This window comes from Aphanothece stagnina RSMan2012, from assembly GCF_046764815.1.
Taxonomy (GTDB): domain Bacteria; phylum Cyanobacteriota; class Cyanobacteriia; order PCC-6307; family Cyanobiaceae; genus NIES-981.
This window is the reverse complement of record NZ_JBKOUC010000009.1, coordinates 102,922-125,554: the sequence shown is the minus strand read 5'-3', so window position 1 is coordinate 125,554 and position 22,633 is coordinate 102,922. Positions and strand designations below refer to the sequence as shown.

Sequence of the window (22,633 nt, the reverse complement as noted above, 5' to 3'; positions counted from 1 at the left end):
ACGCACCCAGCGCAGGCTGCGGGTGACACCGGCGCGGCGGGCACTGTCCACCACCTTCTGGCGAACCAACCGGTTGATCAGGGCGGATTTGCCGACGTTGGGGAAGCCGAGCATCAGCGCCCGGACCGGCCGCGGTCGCATCCCCCGACCCAGGCGCCTGGCATTGAGGGCCTCGCCGGCGCGGATGGCGGCCTGCTGGAGCTGTTTCACCCCGGTGCCGGCCTTGGCATCACACCACCACACCACCTGGCCCTGGCTGCGGAACCAGGCACTCCAGGCTTCACGGGCCGCCCGGGGGATCATGTCCACGCGGTTGAGCACCAGCAGGTGGGGCCTGCTGCCGATCCAGCGCCGCAGCCGGGGATGGCCGGTGGCCAGGGGGATGCGGGCGTCCCGCACCTCCATCACCAGGTCGACCTTGGCGAGAGCCTCGCCCAGGGCCTTCTCCGCTTTGGCGATGTGGCCCGGGTACCACTGGATCGCCGGGGCCTGCACGCTGAGCTGGATCGGCTGGGGCATCAGGGCACCACCAGCACCGGACAGGGGGCCAGCTGGATCACCCGGGCGGCGGTGCTCTGCTGGTCACTCTCGATCGCGATGCCGCGGGTGCCCATCACGATCACGTCGGCGTTGATTTCATCGGCCACATCGCCGATCACAAAGGCCGGCTTCCCCTCGCGCTCGATCACCTGGCAGGCCACGCCAGCCTGCTCGAAACTCTGCTGGGCCTGCTCCAGCAACTGGGCCACGGCCTGCGGATCATCGCCGGGCTCGACCACCGAGAGCAGCACGAGCCGGCTGCCGTGCTGCTGGGCGAGTTTCAGGGCGACCGCCGCCGTCTCCAGCGCCTGGCGGCTCCGGTCGATCGGAAAGAGAACGGTGTCGAACATGGTTCGCAGTGCCGTGTGAGGGCAGTCTGAAGGGGAGGGCTCCGAGCGGCCAGAACGGTTGCCGGGGGGAACCCGCCACGTCAGGGGCTAAGCTCCCGCCCGTTTAAGCACACTTCGAGCGCACTCCATGGCGAAGCGATCCCTGGCCAGCCTTTCAGCCGACGAACTGCGCGGCAAGCGCGTGCTGGTGCGGGTCGACTTCAACGTACCGCTCGATGAGTCCGGCGCCATCACGGACGACACCCGGATCCGCGCCGCCCTGCCCACCATCAACGACCTGACCGGCAAGGGCGCCCGGGTGATCCTCGCCGCCCACTTCGGACGCCCCAAGGGCCAGGTGAATGAGGCGATGCGTCTGACCCCCGTGGCCGCCCGCCTGGCGGAACTGCTCGGCAAGCCGGTCGTCAAGACCGACAGCTGCATCGGCCCCGATGCCGAAGCCAAGGTGGCCGCCATGGGCGACGGCGACGTCGTGCTGCTGGAGAACGTGCGCTTCTTCGCGGAGGAGGAGAAGAACGACCCGGCCTTCGCCGCACAGCTGGCGGCCCTCGCCGACGTGTATGTGAACGATGCCTTCGGCGCCGCCCACCGCGCCCACGCCTCCACCGAAGGTGTGACCAAGGCCCTCAGTCCGAGCGTGGCCGGCTACCTGATGGAGAAGGAACTGCAGTACCTGCAGGGCGCCATCGATGAACCCAAGCGTCCCCTGGCGGCGATCGTGGGCGGCTCCAAGGTGAGCAGCAAGATCGGCGTGCTCGAGTCGCTGATCGACAAGTGCGACAAGGTGCTGATCGGCGGCGGCATGATCTTCACCTTCTACAAGGCCCGTGGCCTGGCGGTGGGCAAGAGCCTGGTGGAAGAGGACAAGCTCGAGCTCGCCAAGGAGCTGGAGGCCAAGGCGGCCGCCAAGGGCGTGCAGCTTCTGCTGCCGACCGACGTGGTGCTCGCCGACAACTTCGCCCCTGACGCCAACAGCCAGATCACCCCGATCGACGCCATCCCCGACGGCTGGATGGGCCTGGACATCGGCCCCGATTCGGTGAAGACCTTCCAGGAAGCCCTGGCCGACTGCCAGACCGTGATCTGGAACGGCCCCATGGGCGTGTTCGAGTTCGACAGGTTCGCCGCGGGCACCAACGGCATCGCCCACACCCTGGCGGAGCTGAGCGCCAAGGGCTGCTGCACGATCATCGGTGGCGGTGACTCCGTGGCGGCCGTGGAAAAGGTCGGCGTGGCCGACAGGATGAGCCACATCTCCACAGGTGGCGGCGCCAGCCTGGAGCTGCTGGAGGGCAAGGTGCTCCCCGGCGTGGCCGCCCTCGACGAGGCCTGAGCAGCCCCCAGGCGTCGCCGCACGCAGGCCCCCGGTGACCAGCTCTGACCCCATGCCTGGGGAACGCCCGCTCCCGCGCCTGGCCTTCATCGGCCTCGGGGCCCTGGGGGCCCCAATGGCGGCGAATCTGCTCCGGGCCGGTTTTCCCGTCACCCTCCACAACCGCACACCCGGGCGCGAAGGGCGTGTGATCGAGCTGGCCGGCCTCTGCAGCGAGGCCGGCACCGCCGCCACGGCCACCGCCGCCACCGCCGCCACGGCCGCAGATGGGGCGGCCATCGTTTGCCTCTGCCTGAGCGACGATGCCGCCGTGGAGGAGGTGGTGCTGGGGCCGGCGGGTCCTCAGGGCGACCCTGGCCTGCTCAGCGTGCTGGCTCCCGAGAGCCTGGTGATCGACTTCTCCACCATCGCCCCGGCCACCAGCCGGCAGCTGGCCGGGAAGCTCGCCAGCCAGGGGGTGGCCTACCTGGATGCGCCGGTCACCGGCGGTACCGAAGGTGCCCGGGCAGGCAGCCTGTCCGTCCTGGTGGGAGGGTCCATGGAGGATCTGGAACGGGCCCGGCCGGTGCTCGAGGTGGTCGGCTCGCGGATCAGCCACATCGGGCCGGTCGGGGCCGGCCAGCAGGCCAAGGCCGTCAACCAGGTGCTGGTCGCTGGCAGCTACGGAGCGGTGGCGGAAGCCATGGCCCTGGGCTCTCGCCTGGGACTGCCGATGCCGGCAGTGGTGGAGGCCCTGCGCGGCGGTGCCGCCGGCTCCTGGGCCCTGGACAACCGTTCGCGCCACATGCTGAGCGGGGAGTTCCCCCTGGGCTTTCGCCTTGCCCTGCACCGCAAGGATCTGACCATCGCCCTGGAGGCCGCCGCGGCCGTGCAGCTGGAGCTTCCCCTGACCCGCCAGGTGGCGGCGATGGAGGATGCGCTGATGGCCCGGGGTCACGGCGATCAGGACGTCTCCGCCCTGGTCCACTGGTTCAACCCCTAGGGCAAGTCCCCGGTGTGGTGGAGGCGGTGACGATCACAACCTGAGCTGGGCCTTGTCGGCCACCACCCGCACCCGCTTGGTGGCGCTGACGATCCCGTCCGGATGCACGAGCAGCACCGCCCAGGTCTGTTCACCGGGGCTGAGCGGGGCCTGGACCGTCTTGAACAGGCCGCCGCCGCCGAGGGCGCCCAACTGGAGCTCCGGACTGTCGAGGGCCGAGACCTGCTGTCCTGTCAGGGCGATGATCCCGCCCGCGGCGATGGCCCCGTCGAGGGGTTCATCGAAGACCACATCCACGTCGTAGCGCTGGCCGGTGAGCACGGCGTCGGGGATCAACAGACTGACCGGCAGGGGGGAGTCGCCGCTGCGCAGCAGGGATTGCTCCCGGATGATCGCCTGGCCGGTGATGCGGCGGCCATCGCTCTCCAGGGCCAGCTGCTGCTCCGCCTGGAGGCGGTAGGTGGTGCTTCCCTCCTGCCGGCTGCCGGTGACCTTCAGCTGCACCGTGCTACGGCCATCCCGCAGCTTCTGTCCTGGCGAGAGGATCCAGCGGGCATCGGGAAACTGACGCAGCAGGGTGCGCCGCCGCAGGTCGATCAGGGCCGGGTCGAGACCGGGACCCTGCTCGAGCAGCGCGGTGAGCTCGCCCTGGCCATTGAGCGCCGCTTCCAGACTCTGGAGCTGAACGGCCGTGGGCTCGGCCGCCTGCGCCGGAAGGGTGGCCGCTGTCCCCAGGGAGAGGGCCGTGCCCATCCCCAGGCCCATGGCCGTGCCGATGGAGAGGGTGCCAATGGAAACCGTTCCAATCGAAACCGTGCCGATCGAGGCTCCGCCCAGCGACAGGGTGGCCCCCAGCCACAGGGCGGTGGGAAGCGAGATCCGGGGGGCGGTCCGGGGAAGCCGGAAAGGCAGCATGCGCCTGCAGGAACGGCTTTTAAGTTAGGCGCCCCTACCCGCTGCGGCCATGCCCAGGCTTCTGATCGCCGCGAGCGGCACCGGCGGCCACCTGTTCCCGGCCCTGGCCGTGGCCGAGGCGCTGCCACCGGCCTGGGAGGTGCTGTGGCTGGGGGTGCCCGACCGGCTGGAGCGGGAGCTGGTGCCCAGCCGCTACCCGCTCCACACCGTCCGGGCCGGCGGGCTGCAGGGACGGGGTCTGCGGAAGCTGCTCAACCTGCTGCGGCTGCTGGCTGCGGTCGGGAGTGTCCGGCGGCTGATCCGGCGCGAGCACATCGATGTGGTGTTCAGCAGTGGCGGGTACATCGCCGCCCCGGCGATCCTGGCGGCCCGCTGGTGTGGCGTGCCGGTGGTGTTGCACGAGAGCAATGCGATCCCGGGCCGGGTGACCAGACTGCTCGGCCGGCTCTGCACCCGGCTGGCGGTGGGCCTGCCGCAGGCCGCTGCCAGGCTGCCCCGCTGCCATGCCCTGGTGACGGGCACGCCGGTGCGCCCCGAATTCCTGGCCCCTGCTCCGCCCCCGGACTGGTTGCCCCAGGGGGAGGGTCCGGTGCTGGTGGTGATGGGTGGCAGCCAGGGAGCCGTGGGCCTCAACCGGATGGTCCGCCCCCTGCTGCCCGAGCTGAGCGCCGCCGGGGTGCGCATCGTCCATCTCACCGGACACCAGGACCCCGAGGCCGGCGGGCCCCTGCCGCCAGGAGTCGTGGAGCGACCCTTCTGCGACCAGATGGCTGGCCTGCTGGAACACACCGCCCTCGCCATCAGCCGCTCCGGCGCCGGAGCGCTGAGCGAACTGGCGGCCTGTGCCACCCCCGCCATCCTGGTGCCCTACCCGGCAGCCGCCGACCGCCACCAGGACGCCAACGCCCAGGCGGCCGCGGCGCTCGGCGCCGCGGTGATCGTCGAACAGCACGATCCGGAGCTTCCGACCCTGGAGCGGGCGGTGTGGCGGCTGCTGGGACCCCGGCTGCGGGGCTGTGAGCCCCAGGGCGATCCGCTGCTCGCCATGGCCCGGGGCATGGCCCAGCTCGCCGTGCGCGATGCGGATCAGCAGCTGGCGCGCCTGCTCACCGCCCTGGCCCCGGGGGCCTGAGCAGGCGGCTGCCTGCCGCTCAGCCTTGAGCACAGCCTTCAGCACGACCGCGGGCACGGCCTTCAGCGCCTTGCGGCATCCCCCTGCCGGCCAGGCAGCTCCTGCTCCAGGGCGGCAAGCAGACGACGATGGCCGCGTCGGTCCTGGAGACCGATCCGCAGCCAGTCCTCCCCGAGGCCGGGGAAGGAACGACAGTCGCGCAGCAGGATGCCGTGGCGGCGCTCCAGCGCCAGCCGCAGATCCAGCAGGGAGTGGCTGCCCCGCACCAGGAGGAAGTTCGTCGACGACGGCATCGGCGTGAGCTGCGGCCACGCGCCCAGTCCGCGCTCCAGCCAGGGCCGCTCCCGCGCCACCCAGTTCTGCACACGCCGGCACCAGCGCTGGTGGCCGACCTGATCGGCCAGCAGCCGCTCCGCGGCGGCGAGGGCCAGACCGTTGACGGGCCAGGGATCCCGCCAACCGGCCCAGCGCCGCAACCGGGCTGCCGCCCCGAGGGCATAGCCCAGCCGCAACCCGGGCACGGAGAGCAGCTTCGTGAGACTGCGCACGACCACCAGGTTGGGGTGGCTCCGGACCAGGGGAATCAGGGACTGGGACTCCCCTCCCGGCACCAGGGGCAGGAACGCCTCATCGCACACCACCAGGGCATGGCGCTGGAGCAGGGGCTCCAGGGAGGCTCGGCTCCAGAGCTGGCCGGTGGGGTTATGGGGGTTGCAGATCCACAGCACCGCCGCCTGCTGCAGCGACGGAAACGGCTGGGGGAAGGCCGCCCCCCAGTGGAGGGGCAGGGGCAGGTCGACCCAGCGCCCCCCCCAGCAACCCAGGGCCCGTCGGTAGTCGGCGAATCCCGGAGCCGGCAGCAGGCTCAGTCCGCAGTCGGTCGCATCCCGAGCGGCCCAGGTGAACAGCTCCGCGGCGCCGTTGCCGGGCAGCACCTCCTCCGGCTCCAGTCCGTGCTGACGGGCCAGCACCCTGCGCAGCTCTCGCCAGCCCCGGTCGGGATAGGCACGCAGCGCCGGCGTGAACACCGCCTGCACGAGGGCCCATCGCAGCGCCAGGGGGGGGGCGAAGGGCACCAGGGAGGCGCTGGCATCGAGCAGCTCCGCAGCCGGTCGACCGAGCCGCTGGGCGGCGGCGGTGAGGTTGCCGCCGTGGCGCTCGCCCGGGTCGCCGCTGGCCATGGCCGAACGCTAGGCGGCAGAAGTGCCTCCAGGGCCCTGGAACCCCGCCACAATCAGGGCGCGGTAAGGGCGTGACACGTGGCGGGGGCGGGGGCTGGGGCGGGGGAGCGGCTGGAAGCGGAGCTGCAGGGGCTGATCGGGGGTATCGGCGGCGTCCTGATGGGCAAGGAGCATCAGGTGCGGCTGGCCGTGGCCGGCCTGCTGGCCCGCGGTCACCTGCTGCTGGAGGACCTTCCGGGCACGGGCAAGACCACCCTGGCGGAGGCCCTGGCCCGCAGCTTCGGCCTGGCCTTCAAGCGGGTGAGTTTCACCAGCGACCTGCTGCCCGCCGATCTGACCGGCATCAACGTGCTGGATCCCGGCACCAGCACCTTCCACTTCCAGCCCGGTCCGCTGTTCAGCCAGGTGCTGCTGGCCGATGAGATCAACCGGGCCAGCCCACGCACCCAGAGCGCCCTGCTGGAGGCCATGGCGGTGGGGCGGGTGAGCGTCGACGGCACGAGCCATGAGCTGCCGGAACCGTTCGTGGTGATCGCCACCCAGAACGGTCTGGACCAGATCGGCACCGCCCCGCTGCCGGAGTCCCAGCTGGACCGCTTCCTGATGCGGCTGAGCCTCGGCTTCCCGGACCGGGCCGCCGAACGGGCCCTGCTGGCGGGGGAAGCCCTGCGGCTCGACACCTTCCTGGCGGATCGCCAGCCGGTGTCGCTCCCCAGCCTGCAGCAGCGGTGCCGCCGCCAGCACTGCTCGGCCGCCCTGCTCGACTACGTACTCGACCTGGTCGCCGCCAGCCGCAGCCCCGACCAGCCTGGTGCGCCCCTGTCCCCCCGCGCGTCCCAGGGGCTGGTCGGAGCCGCGCGGGCCTGGTCTCTGCTGGAGGGCCGCAGCTTCGTGACCCCCGCCGATGTGCAGGCGGTGTTTGCCGCCGTGGCCGAGCATCGGATGGATCCGGCCAGCCAGGGGGGCCTGAGCGAACGGTTGCTGGAGACGGTGGATGCGATCCGGTGACCCCACAGCCATCCGCAGGCCACCGCCGTTCGGGCGGGCCCAGCAGGGGGAGCGGCTGCGGCTGGGGCTGCGGAACCTCTACATCCTTCCGACCCGCTTCGGCTGGCTGTGGCTGACCACCGCCGCGATGCTGCAGGCCGTGGGCATCCAGACCCAGCGCAACGGCCCCCTGCTGCTCAGCTTCCTGATGCTGGCCCTGCTGCTGCTGGCCCTGCACCTCACCCACTTCAACCTGCAGGGCCTGGAACTGCGCTGCGGCGAGCCGAAACCCGGTTTCGCCGGCCAGCGCCTCGGCTACCCCCTGGTGACCCACAGCAGCTGCACCCGGGAGGCCATCGAACTGCGACTGACCGGTGGCCCCGCGGCCGATCCCCGGCGGATCCCTGCCGGCACGGCGTCGCTGATGGTCCCCTGGACACCGGAGCGACGGGGAGCGCAGCGGCCGGGGCGGCTGGTGCTCAGCAGCCGCGCTCCCCTGGGGCTGTTCATCTGCTGGAGCCGCTGGGATCCCCCCATTCCCCAGGTGGTCTATCCCGCCCGGCGGGCCGGGCCGGTGGCCCTGGCCGACCAGCCGGCCCCCAGTGCGGTCGCGGAGCGCGGCTCCGACGCCGACCGGGAAGGCAGTGCGATCTGGCATGACCTGCGCCCCCACCGGCCCGAGGACGGCCATGCCCGCCTGGCCTGGAAGGTGCTGGCCCAGGGCCGCGGCCGGCTCAGCAAGGTGCTGCGTGATCCCGCCGGGGAACCCCAGCTGCTGATGCCGGCAGCCGGGGTTCCTCTGGAGCGGGCCCTCGAGCACCTGAGCGCACGGATCTGGCAGAGCAGCCAGCGGGGCGAGGCCTATGGCCTCGTGCTGCCCCACTGCCGGATCCCACCAGGCGTGGGACGCCGGCATCGCGAGCGCTGCCTGGTGGCTCTCGCCCGAACCCCATGAGCCTGCCTTCCCGTCGGCTGCCGTGGCTGGCCATGGGAGCCCTCGTCCTGGGCTGCCTGGGACTGGAGCTCAGCGGCCTGCTCGCCTGGTGCACCCTGGCCCTGGTGGTGGCGGCGGGCCTGAAGCTGGGGGAGGCCAGCAGCCGCGACGGCCGGCGACAGGTGGCCCTGGTTCAGCTGATCTGCTGCGGCCTCCTCGCGGCCCAGCTCCCCGGCCTGCTGCCCAGCCTGCTGCAACTGACCGCCACCGTGCTGATCCTGGCTGGCCTGCTCAGCCTGGAGTCGGAGACGACCGTGTCCTGGTCGCTGCTGATCCGCCGCAGCCTGCGGGTGCTGGCGGCCAGCCTGCCCCTCGCGCTGGTGCTCTTCCTGCTGGTGCCCCGCATCGGTCCCCTCGGCAACGGGGACGGACGCCACGGGGCCCGCGGCACCACCGGCCTCAGCGCGGAGCTCGATCCCGGCTCCATCGCCGAGCTGGCCTCGGATGAGGCCCCCGCCGCCCGGGTGGCGTTTGCGGACGACCGCCCGCCAGCCCCGGGCGATCGCTACTGGCGGGTGCTGGTGCATCCCAGCTTCGATGGTCGCCGCTGGGAGCGGCAGCCGAGCGATTTCCGCGCCCTGCCGTCGGGCCCGCTCGGGCAGAAGCCCGACCAGCTCTGGCTGGTCGAACCCAGCCGGTTCACGGCGGTGCCCTGGGATGGCCGCAGCCTCCCCCTGGATACCCGCCTGCGACAGGATCCCCTCGGGGAACTGGAGCTGGACCAGCCACCCGCCAACGCCAGGGCCTACCCAATGGATTCCGTTGCGGCGCCACCCGACTGGCAACGGGCGCCGCCCCGTCCATCGGATCTGCTGCTCCCCGCGGCCGGGGATCCCCGGCTGCGGGCCCTGGCTGAGGGCTGGCGGGTGCTGCCTGAGCCCCAGCAGCGGGTCGCAGCAGCCCGGGCCTGGTTCCTGAAGGCCGGGTTCCGCTACGACACCCAGCCAGGGGCCCTGCCGGAGCGGGATGGCCTGGATGCCTTTCTGTTCGAGACACGGGTGGGCTTCTGCGGCCACTACGCGAGCGCCTTCACGGCGCTGATGCGGGCGGCGGGGGTGCCGGCGCGGGTCGTGACGGGGTACTACGGGGGCGAATGGGTCGTTCCCGTGGGGGGATCGCCCTACCTGGAGCTGCGTCAGAGCCATGCCCATGCCTGGAGCGAGGTCTGGCTGCCGGACAGCGGCTGGAATCGGATCGATCCGAGCAGCTGGGCGGCGGGAAGTCCGGAAAGCACGGCCCGGGCAGCGGAGGGAGCTCCGGCCCGGGCCGGCCTGATGAACCCGTGGCAGTGGCTGCAGCGGCAGTGGTGGGGCCTCGACGTGGCCTGGAGCCGCTGGTGGCTGGGCTTTGACCGGGCCGGCCAGGAAGCCCTTCTGCAGCAGCTGTTCGGCGCCAACCGGCAATGGCTGGGATGGACAATCCTGGCGGGCCTGGTGATCGGGGTGCTGGCGGGCCTCGCCCTGATCGGCCGTTCTGGGCGCCAGCCACGACAGGACTGGCTGGAGCGCGACCTGAAGCGGCTGCTGTCCCTGCTGCGCGGGCTGGCCGTCCCTGCCCGGCCGGGGGAGAGCCTGCAGTCCCTGTGCAGCCGGGCCGGGGAGCGCCATCCGAGCCTCGCCCCCATTTTGGCCGACCTGGCCAATCAGCACACGGCCCTGCGCTTCGCCCCCCCTCCCCGCGACGTTGCCGAGGCTCGGCGGGCGCGGCAGGCCTGGAAGCTGGCCCTGCGGCAGCTGAAGCGGTCGTGCAGGGACGCTATAAGGCAACCAACGAGTTCCACGCCATGAACCCCCGTCGGTTGTGGAGCGCGGCCAGCGCCCCGTTCCCGGGCCTCAGCCAGGCCCCCCTGATCTTGGCGGCCATCACGGCAGCCATCACGGCGGCCATCAGCCCGCTTGCTGTTCTCGCAGCTCCGGCCTCCTTCGACGACCTGCTCCGCCTCCAGGAGGACCGCCGCTGCAAGGGCTGCAACCTGGCGGGGGCCGATCTGGTCCATGCCCGGCTGGAAGATGCCGATCTGCGCCAGGCCAGGCTGCAGCGGGCCAACCTGGGCCAGGCCCGCCTGGATGGGGCCCAGCTCAGCGGCGCCGATCTCAGTTTCACCACCCTGCAGGGCGCCTCCCTGCGGGGTGCCGATCTGCGGGGGGCACGCCTCGAAGGCACGGACCTGCGGCAGGCCGACCTGAGTGGCGCCCTGCTCGATCCCGGTTCCCTCTCCCGGGCCCACTGGGAAGGTGCCCGCGGCCTGGACCATGGCCAGCTGAGCTTCGGCGAACTGCACAACGCGGGCGTGCAGGCCGCCCAGCAGGGTCGCTATCCGGAGGCGGAGCAGTACTTCAGCTCGGCGATCCAGCAGGAGCCCTCCGCCGCCATCAGCTGGGTGGCCCGCGGCCTGACCCGCCGCGAGCTCGGCAAGGCGCAGCAGGCCGGCAGTGATCTCGACTACGCCGCCTCGCTCTATGCCGCCGGTGGGGAGGAAGCCCAGGCGGCCCAGCTGCGCGAGGCGGCTCAGGCCGTCACCGCCAGCCCGCAGGATCCCGGTGGGGGCGGCAACGGCCTCGGTTCCGCGGCGATCGGCGGCGCGATCGGTGGGGCGATGGGCGCCCTCCAGTTCCTGCTCCCCCTGGCGGCCAAGGCCTTCATGCCCCTGCCCTTCTGAGCCGGCTCCCCCGGCCTTGCCCCTGCCCGCCATGCACCGCTCCGGCCCCACCGGCCATCTCGTGCTCGCCGGCGGAGGTCACACCCATGCGCTGGTCCTGAACCAGTGGGCCATGGGCCGGCGACCGAAACCGCCCGCGGCCCTGGTGAGTCTGGTGAGCCGTCACGGCTCCGCGCTGTACTCCGGCATGGTCCCCGGCATCGTCGCCGGGATCTACGGCCGCGACGCCGGTGCCATCGACCTGCGCCAGCTCTGCCAACGGGCAGGCGTCAGCTTCCTGCAGGCGGAGATCACCGGCCTGGACGCCGCTGGCAGAACCCTCCAGCTCGCCGGCCGGCCGGCCCTCCCCTGGGACTGGCTGAGTCTGGATGTGGGGGCCATCACCGCCGCGCCGGGGGGAGCGATGGCCGTGAAACCCCTCGAACCCTTCCTGACCTGGGTGGAATCCCGGACAGACAGGGCCCCTGTGCGGATCCGGGGCGGCGGAGCCGCCGCCGTGGAGCTGGCCCTCGCCCTGCGGCGCCGCGGTCGGCCGGTCACCCTGCTGCTGCGGGGGGAGAACCTCCACCTCGGTTCCAGGGCCGCCAACCGGCTGGGGGAGCGGCTGCTGGGCGAGGCGGGGATCGGGATCCGGCGCCGGGCTCCCGAGACCGAGCCCGCCGAACTGGCCTGCACCGGCAGTCGGGCGCCGGGGTGGCTGGGCGCGGCGGGGCTCCCCACCGACGGGGCCGGCCGCCTGCGCACCGAGCCGAGCCTGCGGGTGGAGGGGCAGGAGCGGATCTTCGCCTGCGGGGACTGTGCCGTGATCACAACCGCACCCCGGCCCCCCTCCGGTGTCTGGGCGGTGCGGGCCGCGCCCACGCTGGCGCGCAACCTGGCACGGTCGCTGGCAGCCCAACCCGACACTCCCCCCACCCGACTGTCCAGCTGGAAGCCCCAGCGGTGGGCCCTGCAGCTCCTCGGCGACGCGGGCAAAGGCACGGGCCTCAGCCCTGCCGCTGACGCCAGCCCTGGCGGCGCGCGGAGCCTCCGCCAGCCCGGTGCCATGGCCCTGTGGGGGCCCCTGGCGGTCGGGCCCAGCCCCTGGCTGTGGCGCTGGAAGGACAGCATCGACCGCCGCTTCATGGCCCGCTTCCTGCCTCGGCACGGGATGGATGGCGACGCCCCCTCGATGGCCTGCCGCGGTTGCGCCGCCAAGCTGCCGGCCGCCCCCCTGATGGCGGCCCTCGCCCAGAGCGGCGGCCCCACGGCGGCCGAGGATGCGGCTGTGGTGGCGGAGGACGCGGACGGCACGCTGCTGCTCCAGAGCGTCGATGGCTTTCCCGCCCTGGTCAGCGACCCCTGGCTCAACGCCAGGCTCACCACCCTGCATGCCTGCAGTGACCTCTGGGCCTGCGGGGCAAGGGTGCTAAGCGCCCAGGCGCTGGTGACGCTGCCCCAGACGACGCCCGACCTGCAGCAGGAGTTGCTGCGTCAGACCCTGGAGGGCATCCGCTCGGTGCTGGGGGAGCTGGGCGCCCCGCTGATCGGGGGCCACACCCTCGAGGCGCGGGACGGAGCCGGTCTCTCGGTCGCCCTCAGCGTGAACGGCCGAGCCCAGGCCGGGGAGTCCTGGCCCAAGGGGCCCCTCACGCCAGGGGACGCCCTGGTGCTCAGCCGCCCCCTGGGCACGGGGGTGCTGTTCGCCGCAGCCATGGCCGGCATGGCCCGGGCCGACTGGATCGATCAGGCCCTGGAGCAGATGCAGCGGAGTCAGGCCCCCCTGGTGGACCTGCTGCGGCACCACGGCTGCCGGGCCTGCACCGACATCACCGGCTTTGGGCTGCTCGGCCACCTGGGGGAGATGCTCGCGGCCAGCCCCCCCAGCGTGGCAGTGCAGCTGGACGGCGCCGCCCTCCCCGCTCTCACCGGAGCGCTGCAGTTGCTCGAGGCGGGTCAGGCCAGCACGCTGGCGTCCTCCAACGCCACGGCTCTGGCCCTGCTGGAGAGCCGGGTCCAGGTGCTCTGCGGCCGGGAACCGGCCCAGCTGGGCCTGCTGATCGATCCCCAGACCTGCGGCCCGCTGCTGGCGGCCCTACCCGCCGAAGCCGCCGCTGCGGCGGTGCTCAGCCTGCGGGACGCCGGTTTTGCCGCAGCGACGGTGGTGGGCCGGGTGCTGGAAGAATGACACCACCGCCGGTGCCGCCCTTGTCCGCCCTCACCCGCTGCCTGCAAGAAGAGGCCTCCGCCATCGCCGCAGCGGCCGAGCGCCTCGATCCCCTCCAGGTGGAGTCGGCCCTCGACCTGCTCGAGAGCTGCCGGCAGCGGCGAGCCAAGCTGGTGGTCACCGGCGTCGGCAAGAGCGGCATCGTGGCCCGCAAGATCGCCGCCACCTTCTCCTCGATCGGGCTGACGGCCGTCTTTCTCAACCCCGTCGATGCCCTGCACGGCGACCTGGGCATCGTGGCCTCCGACGACGTGGCCCTGCTCCTCTCCAACAGCGGCGAGACCGAGGAGCTTTTGGCGATCCTGCCGCACCTGAAACGCCGCGGCACCAGCCGGATCGCCCTGGTCGGCCGGGTGGAGTCGAGCCTGGCCCGGGGCTGTGATCTGGTGCTCGATGCCGCCGTGGACCGGGAGGTCTGCCCCCTCAACCTGGCCCCCACCGCCAGCACCGCGGTGGCGATGGCGATCGGCGATGCCCTGGCGGCGGTCTGGATGGAGCGGGCGGGGATCTCACCGGTGGATTTCGCCATCAACCACCCCGCCGGCTCCCTGGGCCGGCGCCTCACCCTCACCGTGGCCGACCTGATGGTGCCGGCCACCGAACTGCAGCCCCTCCACCCCGGGGCACGGCTGCCGATGGTGATCGCCCACCTGACCCAGGGGAGCCCGAGCCGCGGCAGCCTCGGAGCCAGCTGGGTGCACGGCAGCGATCCCTCCCGTCTGGCGGGGCTGATCACCGACGGCGATCTGCGCCGCACCCTGCAGCGCCACGGGCCGGACGACTGGGACAGGATCACGGCGGCGGAGATGGCCACCACCGATCCGATCACGGTCACACCCGACGTGCTGGCCGCCGTCGCCCTGGAACTGATGGAGCGCAACCCCCGCAAGGCCATCTCGGTGCTGCCGGTGGTGGCACCCGATGCCCCCGATCTGCTCCAGGGCCTGCTGCGCCTCCATGATCTGGTGAAGGCTGGCTTCAGCCCCTCGTTGACCCCCAGCTGAGCGATCCCCTGGCCTTGTACGGGCCCATGGGCGATCGCCCTCTCCTGTCCTTTCTCTGTCCCCCGCCACCAAGCCGATGACCTTCCGCCTGATCGCCGGACCCTGCGTGATCGAGAGCCGCGATCTGGTGCTGCAGGTGGCGGAACGGGTGAGCGGGCTCTGCCAGGAGCTGGGCATCACCTACGTGTTCAAGGCCAGCTTCGACAAGGCCAACCGCAGCTCCGGGACGTCGTTCCGCGGGCCCGGCCCCGAGGAGGGTCTGCGCATCCTGCAGGAGGTGCGCGAGCAGCTAGGCATCCCCGTGCTCACCGACATCCATGAGAGCCAGCAGGCGGCCATGGCCGCCGAGGCGGTGGACGTGCTGCAGATCCCGGCCTTCCTCTGCCGCCAGACCGACCTGCTGGAGGCCGCCGCCCGGGCCGTGGCCGGCACCGACAAGGTGGTGAACGTGAAGAAGGGCCAGTTCCTGGCCCCCTGGGACATGGCCCAGGTGGTGAACAAGCTGCGCGAAAGCGGCCTGGAGCCGGAGAGCGGCCGGCTGTGGCTCACCGAGCGGGGCTCCAGTTTCGGCTACAACACCCTGGTGGTGGATTTCCGCGGCCTGCCCCAGATGCAGGCGCTCGGCTGTCCGGTGATCTTCGATGCCACCCATGCGGTGCAGCAGCCAGGCGGGCAGGGCACCAGCTCGGGCGGCCAGCGGGAGTTCGTGGCGCCGCTCGCCCGGGCCGCTGTGGCGGTGGGAGCCGACGGCCTGTTCATGGAGACACACCCCGATCCCAGTCAGGCCCTCAGCGACGGGCCCAACATGGTGCCGCTGCACCGGCTGGAGGCGCTGCTGCGCCAGCTGATGGCGCTTCGGGCCGTGGTGCAGGACGGCCTTGCCGTCAGCACCCTCTGATCCGGGAAGGAGCCAGCCCCATGCCTGCCCCTTTTCCCGCGCTGCGCTCCCGCCTGCAGCGCCTGGCGGCCGGCCGCCGGCTGGCGGCGGTGCAGCTGCTGGTGTGCGATGTGGATGGGGTGCTCACCGACGGCGGTCTCCACTACGACGCTGCTGGCCAGGTGGTGAAGCGCTTCAACGTGCGCGACGGCCTGGCAATCCGCATGCTGCAGCGCGCCGGCCTCGAGGTGGCCCTGCTCAGCGGCGGCCGCAGCGGCGCGATCGAGCAGCGGGCCCGCCACCTCCAGATCCGGCACTGCCGGGTGGGCGTGGGCGACAAGCTGGCGGGGCTGCAGGAGCTGCAGGCCGAGCTCGGCGCCACGCCCGCCACCACCGCCTTCATCGGCGACGACCTCAACGACCTGGCGGTGCGGCCGGCCACGGCCCTGCTGGTGGCCCCGGCGGACGCTGACAGGGCCCTGCGCCGCCGGGCCGACTGGGTGCTGCGCAGCCCCGGCGGCCACGGCGCCGTGCGGGAACTGGCCGAGGCCCTGCTGCAGAGCCGGGGAGCCCTGGGAGTGCTGCACAGCAGCGGCTGGCGCGAGGGCAACGGCTGAGCTCAGGCGGCCTCTGCCACCAGGCGGCGGGCCTGCTCCAGCTGTTCCGGGGTGTCCACTGAGAGACAGTCCTGCTCCACCTCGAAGGTGGCGATCGGTACACCCGCCTCGATCAGCCGCAGCTGCTCCAGCTTCTCCAGCTCCTCCAGGGAGGACGGGGGCAGAGCGTTCCAGCCCGCCAGCACATCGCCCCGGTAGCCGTAGAGGCCCACGTGGCCCCAGTAGGTGGTGCGCTCCGCCCAGTGCTCAGGCGGCAGATCGCGCACGTGGGGCAGGGCGCTGCGGGAAAAGGTGATCGCCCGACCATCCGCGGCACGCAAGACCTTCACCACGTTGGGATCGTGGAGTTTCGCGGCCGGAAGGGGATGCACCGGCGTGAGCACCGCCGGTCGCCCCAGGGCGGCGAAGCGCTCCACCATCGCCTCGATGATCGCCGGATCGAGCAGCGGCTGATCACCCTGGGCATTGATCACCAGCGTGTGCTCGGCGGCTCCGCCACCGGCGGCCAGCAAGGTGGGGATCACCGCAGCCAGGCGCTCGCTGCCGCTGCTGCAACTGGAGGGTGTGAGCAGGGCCTGAACCCCCCAGGCGGTGGCCGCCGCCTGCACCTCGGGACTGTCGGTGCACACCACCAGAGCATCCACCCCCCGTGCCAGGCGGCAGCGCTCCACCACGTGCTGGAGCATCGGCCGGCCCGCGATGTCGGCCAGCACCTTGCCAGGCAGGCGGGAGGAGGCCAGTCGCGCTGGGATAGCCACCACCACGGGGGACCGCCCTGGGGAAGCCGCCAGAGAAGGATCCACGGGGCAGGTCTCGGCCAAGGGCTGGGCAATGCTCGGCCGATCCTATGGGGCACCCAACTGGAATCCGCGCCCACGCGGCAGCCAGGCCAGCCTGTGCAAGTCCAACGAAATGGCACGGGCGCCGCCCTTCGGCCGGTGCGCATCACACACTGAAACGGGATGCGGCAAGCACGGGGCATGCGGAAACAGGCGACCCTGGCCCTTGGGCTGCTGATGCTGGGTCTGGTTCCGTTCCAGCACCGCCCCGCCGCGGCGAAGGCCCCGGCTCCAGTCGCCGCAGGCAAGGCCACGGCCGATCTGCCGAAGAACGCCTACTTCGGCGAGAGCCATCTCCACACCGCCTATTCCCTCGACGCCTACATCGGCGGCGCGCGGCTCACTCCGGATGGGGCCTACCGCTTCGCCAAGGGGGAAACGGTGGAGGTGAACGGCCAGCAGTTTCGCCTCCGGCGCCCGCTCGACTGGGCTGCCGTGACCGACCACGCCGAATTCATCGGCGAGATGTACAGCACGCTGGTGCCGGGCGCGCCGGGCCACGACCAGCCGCTGATCCAGCAGCTGCGCGGCCTGCAGACCTACGAGGATCGCGAGAACTGGTTCCTGACCATGGTGGTGAAGAGCAACCGCGGCTCCACCCCCAGCCACCCGCCCTTCTACGCGGGTGAGGCCACCGAACGCAGCGGCTGGCAGGAGATTCTCGCCGCCACCCAGCGCCACAACGAGCCAGGGCGCTTCACCACCATCCCGGCCTACGAATGGAGCGCGGCGCCTCAGGGAGGCAACCTGCACCGCAATGTCTTTTTCCGGGACATGAACGTGCCCGAAAAAGTGATGAGCTACATCGACATCAACCGGGAGACCGGGCTGTGGGCCTGGTTCCAGGGGCTGGAGCGCCAGGGAATGCAGGTGCTCGCCATTCCCCACAACGCCAATGCCAGCAAGGGGATGATGTTCGCGGCCACCAGGCCCGATGGAGCCCCCATCGACAGTGCCTACGCCGACATCCGCAGCCATTTCGAGCCCCTGATCGAAATGATGCAGATCAAGGGCAACTCGGAGGTGCACCGCGCCTTCTGGGGTGCGGATGAATTCGCCGGCTTCGAGAATGCCGACTCGATTCAGGACTACAGCGGACGCACCTTCAGCAAGGGTGATTTCGTGCGGGATGGCGTGATCCAGGGCCTGGCCCATGAGCAGAGCCTGGGCGTGAATCCCTTCAAGTACGGCTTTGTGGGAGGCACCGACAACCACAACGGCACCCCTGGCAACACCGCCGAGGACAACTTCATGGCCGGCAGCCATGGGGCCGCCGACGGCAGCGTGGCCCGGCGCCGCGATGGCGAAGTGGGCGGCTGGATCAAGGGCCGCGATCTCAATCCCGGTGCCCTCACGGGGGTGTGGGCCGCCGCCAACACCCGCGCCGACATCTGGGACGCGATGAAGCGGCGGGAGACCTTCGCCACCAGCGGCACCCGCCTCAAGGTGCGCTTCTTCGCCGGCTGGAACTATCCGCGCGATCTGGCCACACGCGCCGACATGATCGCGCTGGCGTACCGCCAGGGGGTGCCGATGGGGGCGGACCTGCCGCCCGCCAAGGGCCGGGCAGCGGGCTCGCCCACGTTCCTGGTGTGGGCGCTGAAGGATCCCGATGGCGCCCACCTCGACCGGATCCAGATCATCAAGGGCTGGGTGGATGCGCAGGGCAACACCCACGAGACCATCCACGACGTGGCCTGGGCCGGCCAGCGCAGCCCCGATGCCAACGGTCGCGTGCCGGCGATCGGCAGCACGGTGGACCTGAAGCGGGCCACCTACACCAACAACCTCGGAGCCCCGGTGCTGGCAGCCACCTGGCGCGATCCGCACTTCGACCCTTCGGTGCGGGCCCTCTATTACGTGCGGGTGCTGGAGATTCCCACCCCCCGCTGGAGCACCTACGACGCGGTGCGCGCCGGGCTGCCCCTGCTCGAAGGGGTGGCCGCCACCGTGCAGGAGCGCGCCTGGAGTTCACCGATCTGGCTGGCCCCTGTGCCGGGCTGAACGGCCACGTGCGGGTCTGCTGGCTGGGGTTCCGGCAGGCCAACCCCTCAATCCCCGCCCTTCCATCTGGGTTCTGCCGATGCTGCGTCGTCCCCTTCCCTGGATCACCCTGGCCCTGGGCGCCACCCTGGCGGGGGCCGCGGCCCTGGCCGTCAGCGGCCCCCAGGCCGAGGAGGCGATCCCGGTGCGGGGCCTGGTGGATCACACCGACACGCTGGATGGCGCCCCCGGCGCCGGCACAGCGGCGGGTCAGGGTGCCAGGGCCAAGCCGTATTCGCCCTATGCCGGCCGCACCTATCCCACCCGGGTGTTCTTCGGCGACACCCACCACCACACCGCCAATTCCGGCGACGCCTTCATGGGTGGCAACCGGCTCAGCCCGGAACAGGCCTACCGCTTCGCCCGCGGTGAGGAGGTGGTGTCCTCCACCGGGCAGCCGGTGAAACTCTCACGCCCCCTGGATTTCCTGGTGATCTCCGACCATGCCGAAGGGCTGGGGGTGATCGAGCAGGTGGCGGCGGGCAACCCGGCCCTCAGCGCCGATGCCACCCTCAGGCGCTGGGGCGAGGCCCTCAAGGCCGGCGGCAAGAAGCAGCAGGACGCCATGAACGAGCTGGTGTCGGCCCAGGCCCAGGGCACCCTGCCAGCGCCGGTGAAGGATCCGGCGGTGGTGGTGCCGATCATGCGCTCGGTCTGGCAGTCCTACACCGCCACGGCCGAGCGCTACAACGATCCGGGCCGGTTCACGGCGATGATCGGCTACGAGTGGACCTCGGTGCCCGGCGGCAACAACCTGCACCGCAACGTGCTCTTCCGCGACGGCAAGGCCCGCGCCGATCAGATCCTGCCCTTCTCGGCCTGGCAGAGCGAAGACCCAGAGAAGCTCTGGGACTGGATGGCCCGCTACGAAGCGAAGACCGGCGGCAGGCTGCTGGCCATTCCCCACAACGCCAACCTCTCCAACGGCCGCATGTTCGAGCTGGTGGATTTCGGCGGAGCGCCCCTCAGCCGCAGCTACGCCGAGCGCCGCTCCCGCTGGGAACCCCTGCAGGAGATGATGCAGACCAAGGGATCGAGCGAAACCCATCCCAGCCTCTCGCCCAACGATGAATTCGCCAACTTCGGCATCAGCGGCTGGGAGTACGGCAATCTCACCCTGGAAGACAAGCCGGAATCCCCCGAGATGCGGCCCTTCATGTACCTGCGCGGTGGCCTGGCCCAGGGGCTGCTCCAGGAGCAGAAGCTGGGGGTGAATCCGTTCCGGTTCGGCTTCATCGGCGGCACCGATGTGCACAACTCGCTCACAGCGATTGAGGAGGAGAACTTCTTCGGCAAGCACGTGAACCAGGAACCCCGCGCCGATCGCTGGAAACATCTGTCGAAGCAGGGGTTCGGCAAGACCCGCTACACCTGGCAGTACGAAGCGGCCGGCTATGCGGCGGTGTGGGCCACCGCCAACAGCCGCGAGGCCCTCTGGGACGCGATGAAACGGCGCGAAACCTACGCCACCTCCGGCACCCGCATGACCGTGCGCTTCTTCGGCGGCTGGGGCTTCAAGCCGGAGGATCTGCGCCGCGGCAGCCTGGCCGATGCCGGCTACCGCAAGGGGGTGCCGATGGGTGGTGATCTGGCCCAGGCCGCCAAGGCCGGCAGCCATGGCGACAGCGCCCCCACCTTCCTGGTGGCCGCCCTGAAGGATCCCGAGGGCGCCAACCTGGATCGCATCCAGGTGATCAAGATCTGGAGCGACCGCTCCGGCCGCAGCCACGAGCGCATCCATGAGGTGGTGTGGGCCGGCGACCGCAAGCCAGATGCCAACGGCACGCTGCCGCCGGTGGGCGACACGGTGGATGTGGCCACCGCCAGCTGGACCAACACGATCGGCGCTCCGGAGCTGGCGGCCTTCTGGCGCGATCCGCAGTTCGATGCCTCCCAGCGGGCCGTGTACTACGCCCGGGTGATCGAGATCCCCACCCCCCGCTGGACCGCCTACGACGCCATGCGCTTCGGGATCAGCATGGCGCCGGAGGTGCCGATGAAGCATCAGGAGCGCGCCTGGACCTCACCGATCTGGTATTCCCCCAGCTGATGACCAGCACCAGCGGCGACGAGAGCCAGCCCCAGGGTCGGCTGCAGCGGGTCGCGCGGGAGCCGATCGTGCGGTTCGTGGCGCTCGGCGGCGCGATCTTCCTGCTCCATGGCCTGCTGCGTCCGCCGGGCGCGGCCCCGGGGGGCGAGATCGTGGTGAGCGAAGCCCGGGCCGGGGCCCTTGCCGCCGCCTTCACCCGCACCTGGCAGCGTCCCCCCAGCCGCAGCGAGCTGGAGGCGCTGATCGACGATCACATCCGCACCGAGTTGCTGGTGCGGGAAGCGCAGGCCCTCGGCCTCGACCGCGACGACACGATCATCCGCCGCCGGCTGCGGCAGAAGATGGAGTTCTTCGCCGACGACCAGGAGTCCCAGGGCCAGCCGAGCGACCAGGAGCTGCAGGCGTTCCTGAAGGCCCATCCGGAGCGGTTCAGCACCGAGCCGCAGATCGGCTTCCGTCAGATCTTCCTGGATCCCCAGGGGCGTGGCGAGGCCCTTGCGGCCGACGCCCAGCGGCTCCTGGAGCGCCTGAATGGGCCGGAGCCCCCGGCGGATGTGGCCTCCCTCGGCGATCCCCTGGTGCTCCAGCCCACGCAGGTGACGGCCATGCCGAAGGGCGAGGTGGCCGGCCTGTTCGGCACCGACTTCGCCGACGCCCTGGTGAAGCAGGCCCAGGGCCGCTGGGTGGGGCCCATTCCGTCGGGCTATGGCCAGCATCTCGTGATGGTGGACAGCCTGGAGCCCGGCGCGCTGCCGCCGCTGGATCAGATCCGGCAGCAGGTGGAACGGGAGTGGCGGGCCGCCCGCAGCCAGGAAAATCAGCAGGCCCTCTACCGCCAGCTTCTGGGCAAATACCGGGTGACGCGGCCCACATGGCCGGGGGCCGGCCCCCAGGCGCCATGAGGCGCCTCCGAGCCGTTCTGGCGGCCGTACTGTGCGGCTTCGCTCTGGTGCTGCCCCAGGCCCTGCACGCCCATGAGCTGCTGCCGGGGTACCTGGAACTGACCGAGCAGAGCTCGACCAGCGAGTCCGCCAGCTACGCGGTGCTCTGGAAGCTGCCGCTGCAGCAGGGCGTGCAGCTGCCGATCGCACCGCGCTTCCCCGAGGGCTGCCACCAGCAGGGGCAGCTGGGCAGCGAACGGCAGGCCACGGCCTCGATCTACCGCTCCACCCTCACCTGCGCCCCGCCGTTGGTGGGGCAGCCCCTGGCCGTCGATGGCCTCGAGGCGGTGGACACCGATGTGCTGGTGCGCTTCCAGCCCGTCGGCGCCGAGCTGGAGACCCACCTGCTCAAAGCCGAGCAGCCCTCGGTGGTGCTGGGTGCCCGCGACGGTGGTCCGCGCGGTGCCCTCGCCTACCTGCGGCTCGGCATCGAACACATCCTGCTGGGGTTCGACCACCTGCTCTTCGTGCTCGGTCTGCTGCTGCTCGTGGACAACGGCTGGATGCTGCTGAAAACCGTGCTGGCCTTCACCATCGCGAACAGCCTCACGCTCACGGCCGCGGCAATCGGCATCGTGAGGGTGCCGGGCCCGCCGCTGAATGTGGCCATCGCGCTCTCGATCCTGTTCATCGGCCTGGAGATCGCCCGCTCCTGGCGCGGTGAAACGAGCTTCACGATCCGCCGGCCCTGGGTGATCGCCTTCGTCTTCGGGCTGCTGCACGGCTTCGGCTACGCCAGCGGCCTCTCGGTGCTGGGCCTGCCCCGCGGCGAGATGGTGGTGGCCCTGCTGATGTTCAACATCGGCATCGAGATCGGCCAGGACCTCTTCGTGCTGCTGGTGCTGGCCCTGAAGCGCTCATTCAGGCAGCTCGAGCTCCCCCTGCCCCCCTGGGTCCGGCATCTGCCGGGCACGGCCGTGGGCACGGCCGGGGCCTACTGGACGCTGAAATACTCCGCAGGGCTGCTGTTCGCCTTCTGAGCC

20 protein-coding genes are annotated in these 22,633 nt (G+C 71.6%); 15 read left to right on the top strand and 5 right to left on the bottom strand.

All coding sequences use genetic code 11. The features are described from left to right. Both ACLNEE_RS08035 and ACLNEE_RS08030 read right to left on the bottom strand, forming a co-directional pair. A partial coding sequence (locus ACLNEE_RS08035; protein ID WP_412006968.1) for a GTPase occupies positions 1-519 on the bottom strand: 519 nt, incomplete at its 3' end. Further along, the gene (locus ACLNEE_RS08030; RefSeq protein ID WP_411423431.1) at positions 519-890 is read right to left on the bottom strand and encodes a universal stress protein; all 372 of its coding nucleotides are present in this window, start codon (positions 888-890) and stop codon (positions 519-521) included. The genes ACLNEE_RS08035 and ACLNEE_RS08030, both read right to left, overlap by 1 nt. 127 nt (positions 891-1,017) lie before the next feature. Between ACLNEE_RS08030 and ACLNEE_RS08025 the strand changes: the two genes are divergently transcribed. Further along, positions 1,018-2,223: a phosphoglycerate kinase gene (locus ACLNEE_RS08025; RefSeq protein WP_411423430.1), complete on the top strand. Its 1,206-nt coding sequence runs from the start codon at positions 1,018-1,020 to the stop codon at positions 2,221-2,223. Positions 2,224-2,275: 52 nt separating this feature from the next. Further along, positions 2,276-3,205, top strand: coding sequence for an NAD(P)-dependent oxidoreductase (locus ACLNEE_RS08020; protein ID WP_412006967.1), 930 nt, complete (start codon positions 2,276-2,278; stop codon positions 3,203-3,205). Between the two features lie 33 nt (positions 3,206-3,238). Here ACLNEE_RS08020 and ACLNEE_RS08015 read toward each other — a convergent pair whose 3' ends face one another. Beyond that, the gene (locus ACLNEE_RS08015) at positions 3,239-4,120 is read right to left on the bottom strand and encodes a hypothetical protein (RefSeq protein ID WP_411423428.1); all 882 of its coding nucleotides are present in this window, start codon (positions 4,118-4,120) and stop codon (positions 3,239-3,241) included. A gap of 49 nt (positions 4,121-4,169) precedes the next feature. Between ACLNEE_RS08015 and ACLNEE_RS08010 the strand changes: the two genes are divergently transcribed. Next, complete coding sequence (locus ACLNEE_RS08010) at positions 4,170-5,252, top strand: UDP-N-acetylglucosamine--N-acetylmuramyl-(pentapeptide) pyrophosphoryl-undecaprenol N-acetylglucosamine transferase (RefSeq protein WP_411423427.1); 1,083 nt, start codon at positions 4,170-4,172, stop codon at positions 5,250-5,252. 62 nt (positions 5,253-5,314) lie between these two features. On the opposite strand, the gene ACLNEE_RS08005 is transcribed toward ACLNEE_RS08010, so the two are convergent. Next, positions 5,315-6,433 (bottom strand): pyridoxal phosphate-dependent aminotransferase, encoded by a 1,119-nt coding sequence (locus tag ACLNEE_RS08005; RefSeq protein WP_411423426.1) that lies wholly within the window; start codon positions 6,431-6,433, stop codon positions 5,315-5,317. A gap of 78 nt (positions 6,434-6,511) precedes the next feature. Between ACLNEE_RS08005 and ACLNEE_RS08000 the strand changes: the two genes are divergently transcribed. The 8 genes from ACLNEE_RS08000 to ACLNEE_RS07965 all read left to right on the top strand — a co-directional run bounded on the left by ACLNEE_RS08000 (position 6,512) and on the right by ACLNEE_RS07965 (position 15,777). Then, positions 6,512-7,441, top strand: a complete 930-nt coding sequence (locus tag ACLNEE_RS08000) for an AAA family ATPase (RefSeq protein WP_411423425.1) — start codon at positions 6,512-6,514, stop codon at positions 7,439-7,441. Next, positions 7,428-8,375, top strand: a complete 948-nt coding sequence (locus ACLNEE_RS07995; protein WP_411423424.1) for a DUF58 domain-containing protein — start codon at positions 7,428-7,430, stop codon at positions 8,373-8,375. Before ACLNEE_RS08000 ends, ACLNEE_RS07995 begins: the two co-directional genes overlap by 14 nt. After that, complete coding sequence (locus ACLNEE_RS07990) at positions 8,372-10,201, top strand: transglutaminase TgpA family protein (protein WP_411423423.1); 1,830 nt, start codon at positions 8,372-8,374, stop codon at positions 10,199-10,201. Before ACLNEE_RS07995 ends, ACLNEE_RS07990 begins: the two co-directional genes overlap by 4 nt. Further along, complete coding sequence (locus ACLNEE_RS07985) at positions 10,159-11,073, top strand: pentapeptide repeat-containing protein (protein WP_412006966.1); 915 nt, start codon at positions 10,159-10,161, stop codon at positions 11,071-11,073. The genes ACLNEE_RS07990 and ACLNEE_RS07985 overlap by 43 nt, the downstream gene beginning before the upstream one ends. A 16-nt stretch (positions 11,074-11,089) precedes the next feature. Next, positions 11,090-13,240, top strand: a complete 2,151-nt coding sequence (gene selD / locus ACLNEE_RS07980) for a selenide, water dikinase SelD (RefSeq protein ID WP_411423421.1) — start codon at positions 11,090-11,092, stop codon at positions 13,238-13,240. Between the two features lie 20 nt (positions 13,241-13,260). Continuing rightward, positions 13,261-14,283 (top strand): KpsF/GutQ family sugar-phosphate isomerase, encoded by a 1,023-nt coding sequence (locus ACLNEE_RS07975; RefSeq protein ID WP_412006965.1) that lies wholly within the window; start codon positions 13,261-13,263, stop codon positions 14,281-14,283. A 76-nt stretch (positions 14,284-14,359) separates the two neighbouring features. Further along, a complete protein-coding gene (kdsA, locus tag ACLNEE_RS07970) occupies positions 14,360-15,181 on the top strand; it encodes a 3-deoxy-8-phosphooctulonate synthase (protein WP_411423419.1) in 822 nt (273 codons plus the stop codon). Positions 15,182-15,201: 20 nt separating this feature from the next. Beyond that, the gene (locus ACLNEE_RS07965; protein ID WP_411423418.1) at positions 15,202-15,777 is read left to right on the top strand and encodes a KdsC family phosphatase; all 576 of its coding nucleotides are present in this window, start codon (positions 15,202-15,204) and stop codon (positions 15,775-15,777) included. A 2-nt stretch (positions 15,778-15,779) separates the two neighbouring features. Here the strand turns inward: ACLNEE_RS07965 and kdsB are convergent, their stop codons facing one another. Continuing rightward, complete coding sequence (kdsB, locus tag ACLNEE_RS07960; RefSeq protein WP_412006964.1) at positions 15,780-16,535, bottom strand: 3-deoxy-manno-octulosonate cytidylyltransferase; 756 nt, start codon at positions 16,533-16,535, stop codon at positions 15,780-15,782. A gap of 222 nt (positions 16,536-16,757) precedes the next feature. Here kdsB and ACLNEE_RS07955 point away from each other — a divergent pair, with 222 nt between their 5' ends. The 4 genes from ACLNEE_RS07955 (at position 16,758) to ACLNEE_RS07940 (ending at position 22,630) form a co-directional block, all read left to right on the top strand. Continuing rightward, positions 16,758-18,620, top strand: a complete 1,863-nt coding sequence (locus ACLNEE_RS07955) for a DUF3604 domain-containing protein (RefSeq protein WP_411423416.1) — start codon at positions 16,758-16,760, stop codon at positions 18,618-18,620. 79 nt (positions 18,621-18,699) lie between these two features. After that, positions 18,700-20,709 (top strand): DUF3604 domain-containing protein, encoded by a 2,010-nt coding sequence (locus ACLNEE_RS07950; RefSeq protein ID WP_411423415.1) that lies wholly within the window; start codon positions 18,700-18,702, stop codon positions 20,707-20,709. Further along, complete coding sequence (locus tag ACLNEE_RS07945; RefSeq protein WP_412006963.1) at positions 20,709-21,611, top strand: peptidyl-prolyl cis-trans isomerase; 903 nt, start codon at positions 20,709-20,711, stop codon at positions 21,609-21,611. The genes ACLNEE_RS07950 and ACLNEE_RS07945 overlap by 1 nt, the downstream gene beginning before the upstream one ends. Further along, a complete protein-coding gene (locus ACLNEE_RS07940) occupies positions 21,608-22,630 on the top strand; it encodes a HupE/UreJ family protein (protein WP_412006962.1) in 1,023 nt (340 codons plus the stop codon). Before ACLNEE_RS07945 ends, ACLNEE_RS07940 begins: the two co-directional genes overlap by 4 nt. Positions 22,631-22,633 lie beyond the last annotated feature (3 nt).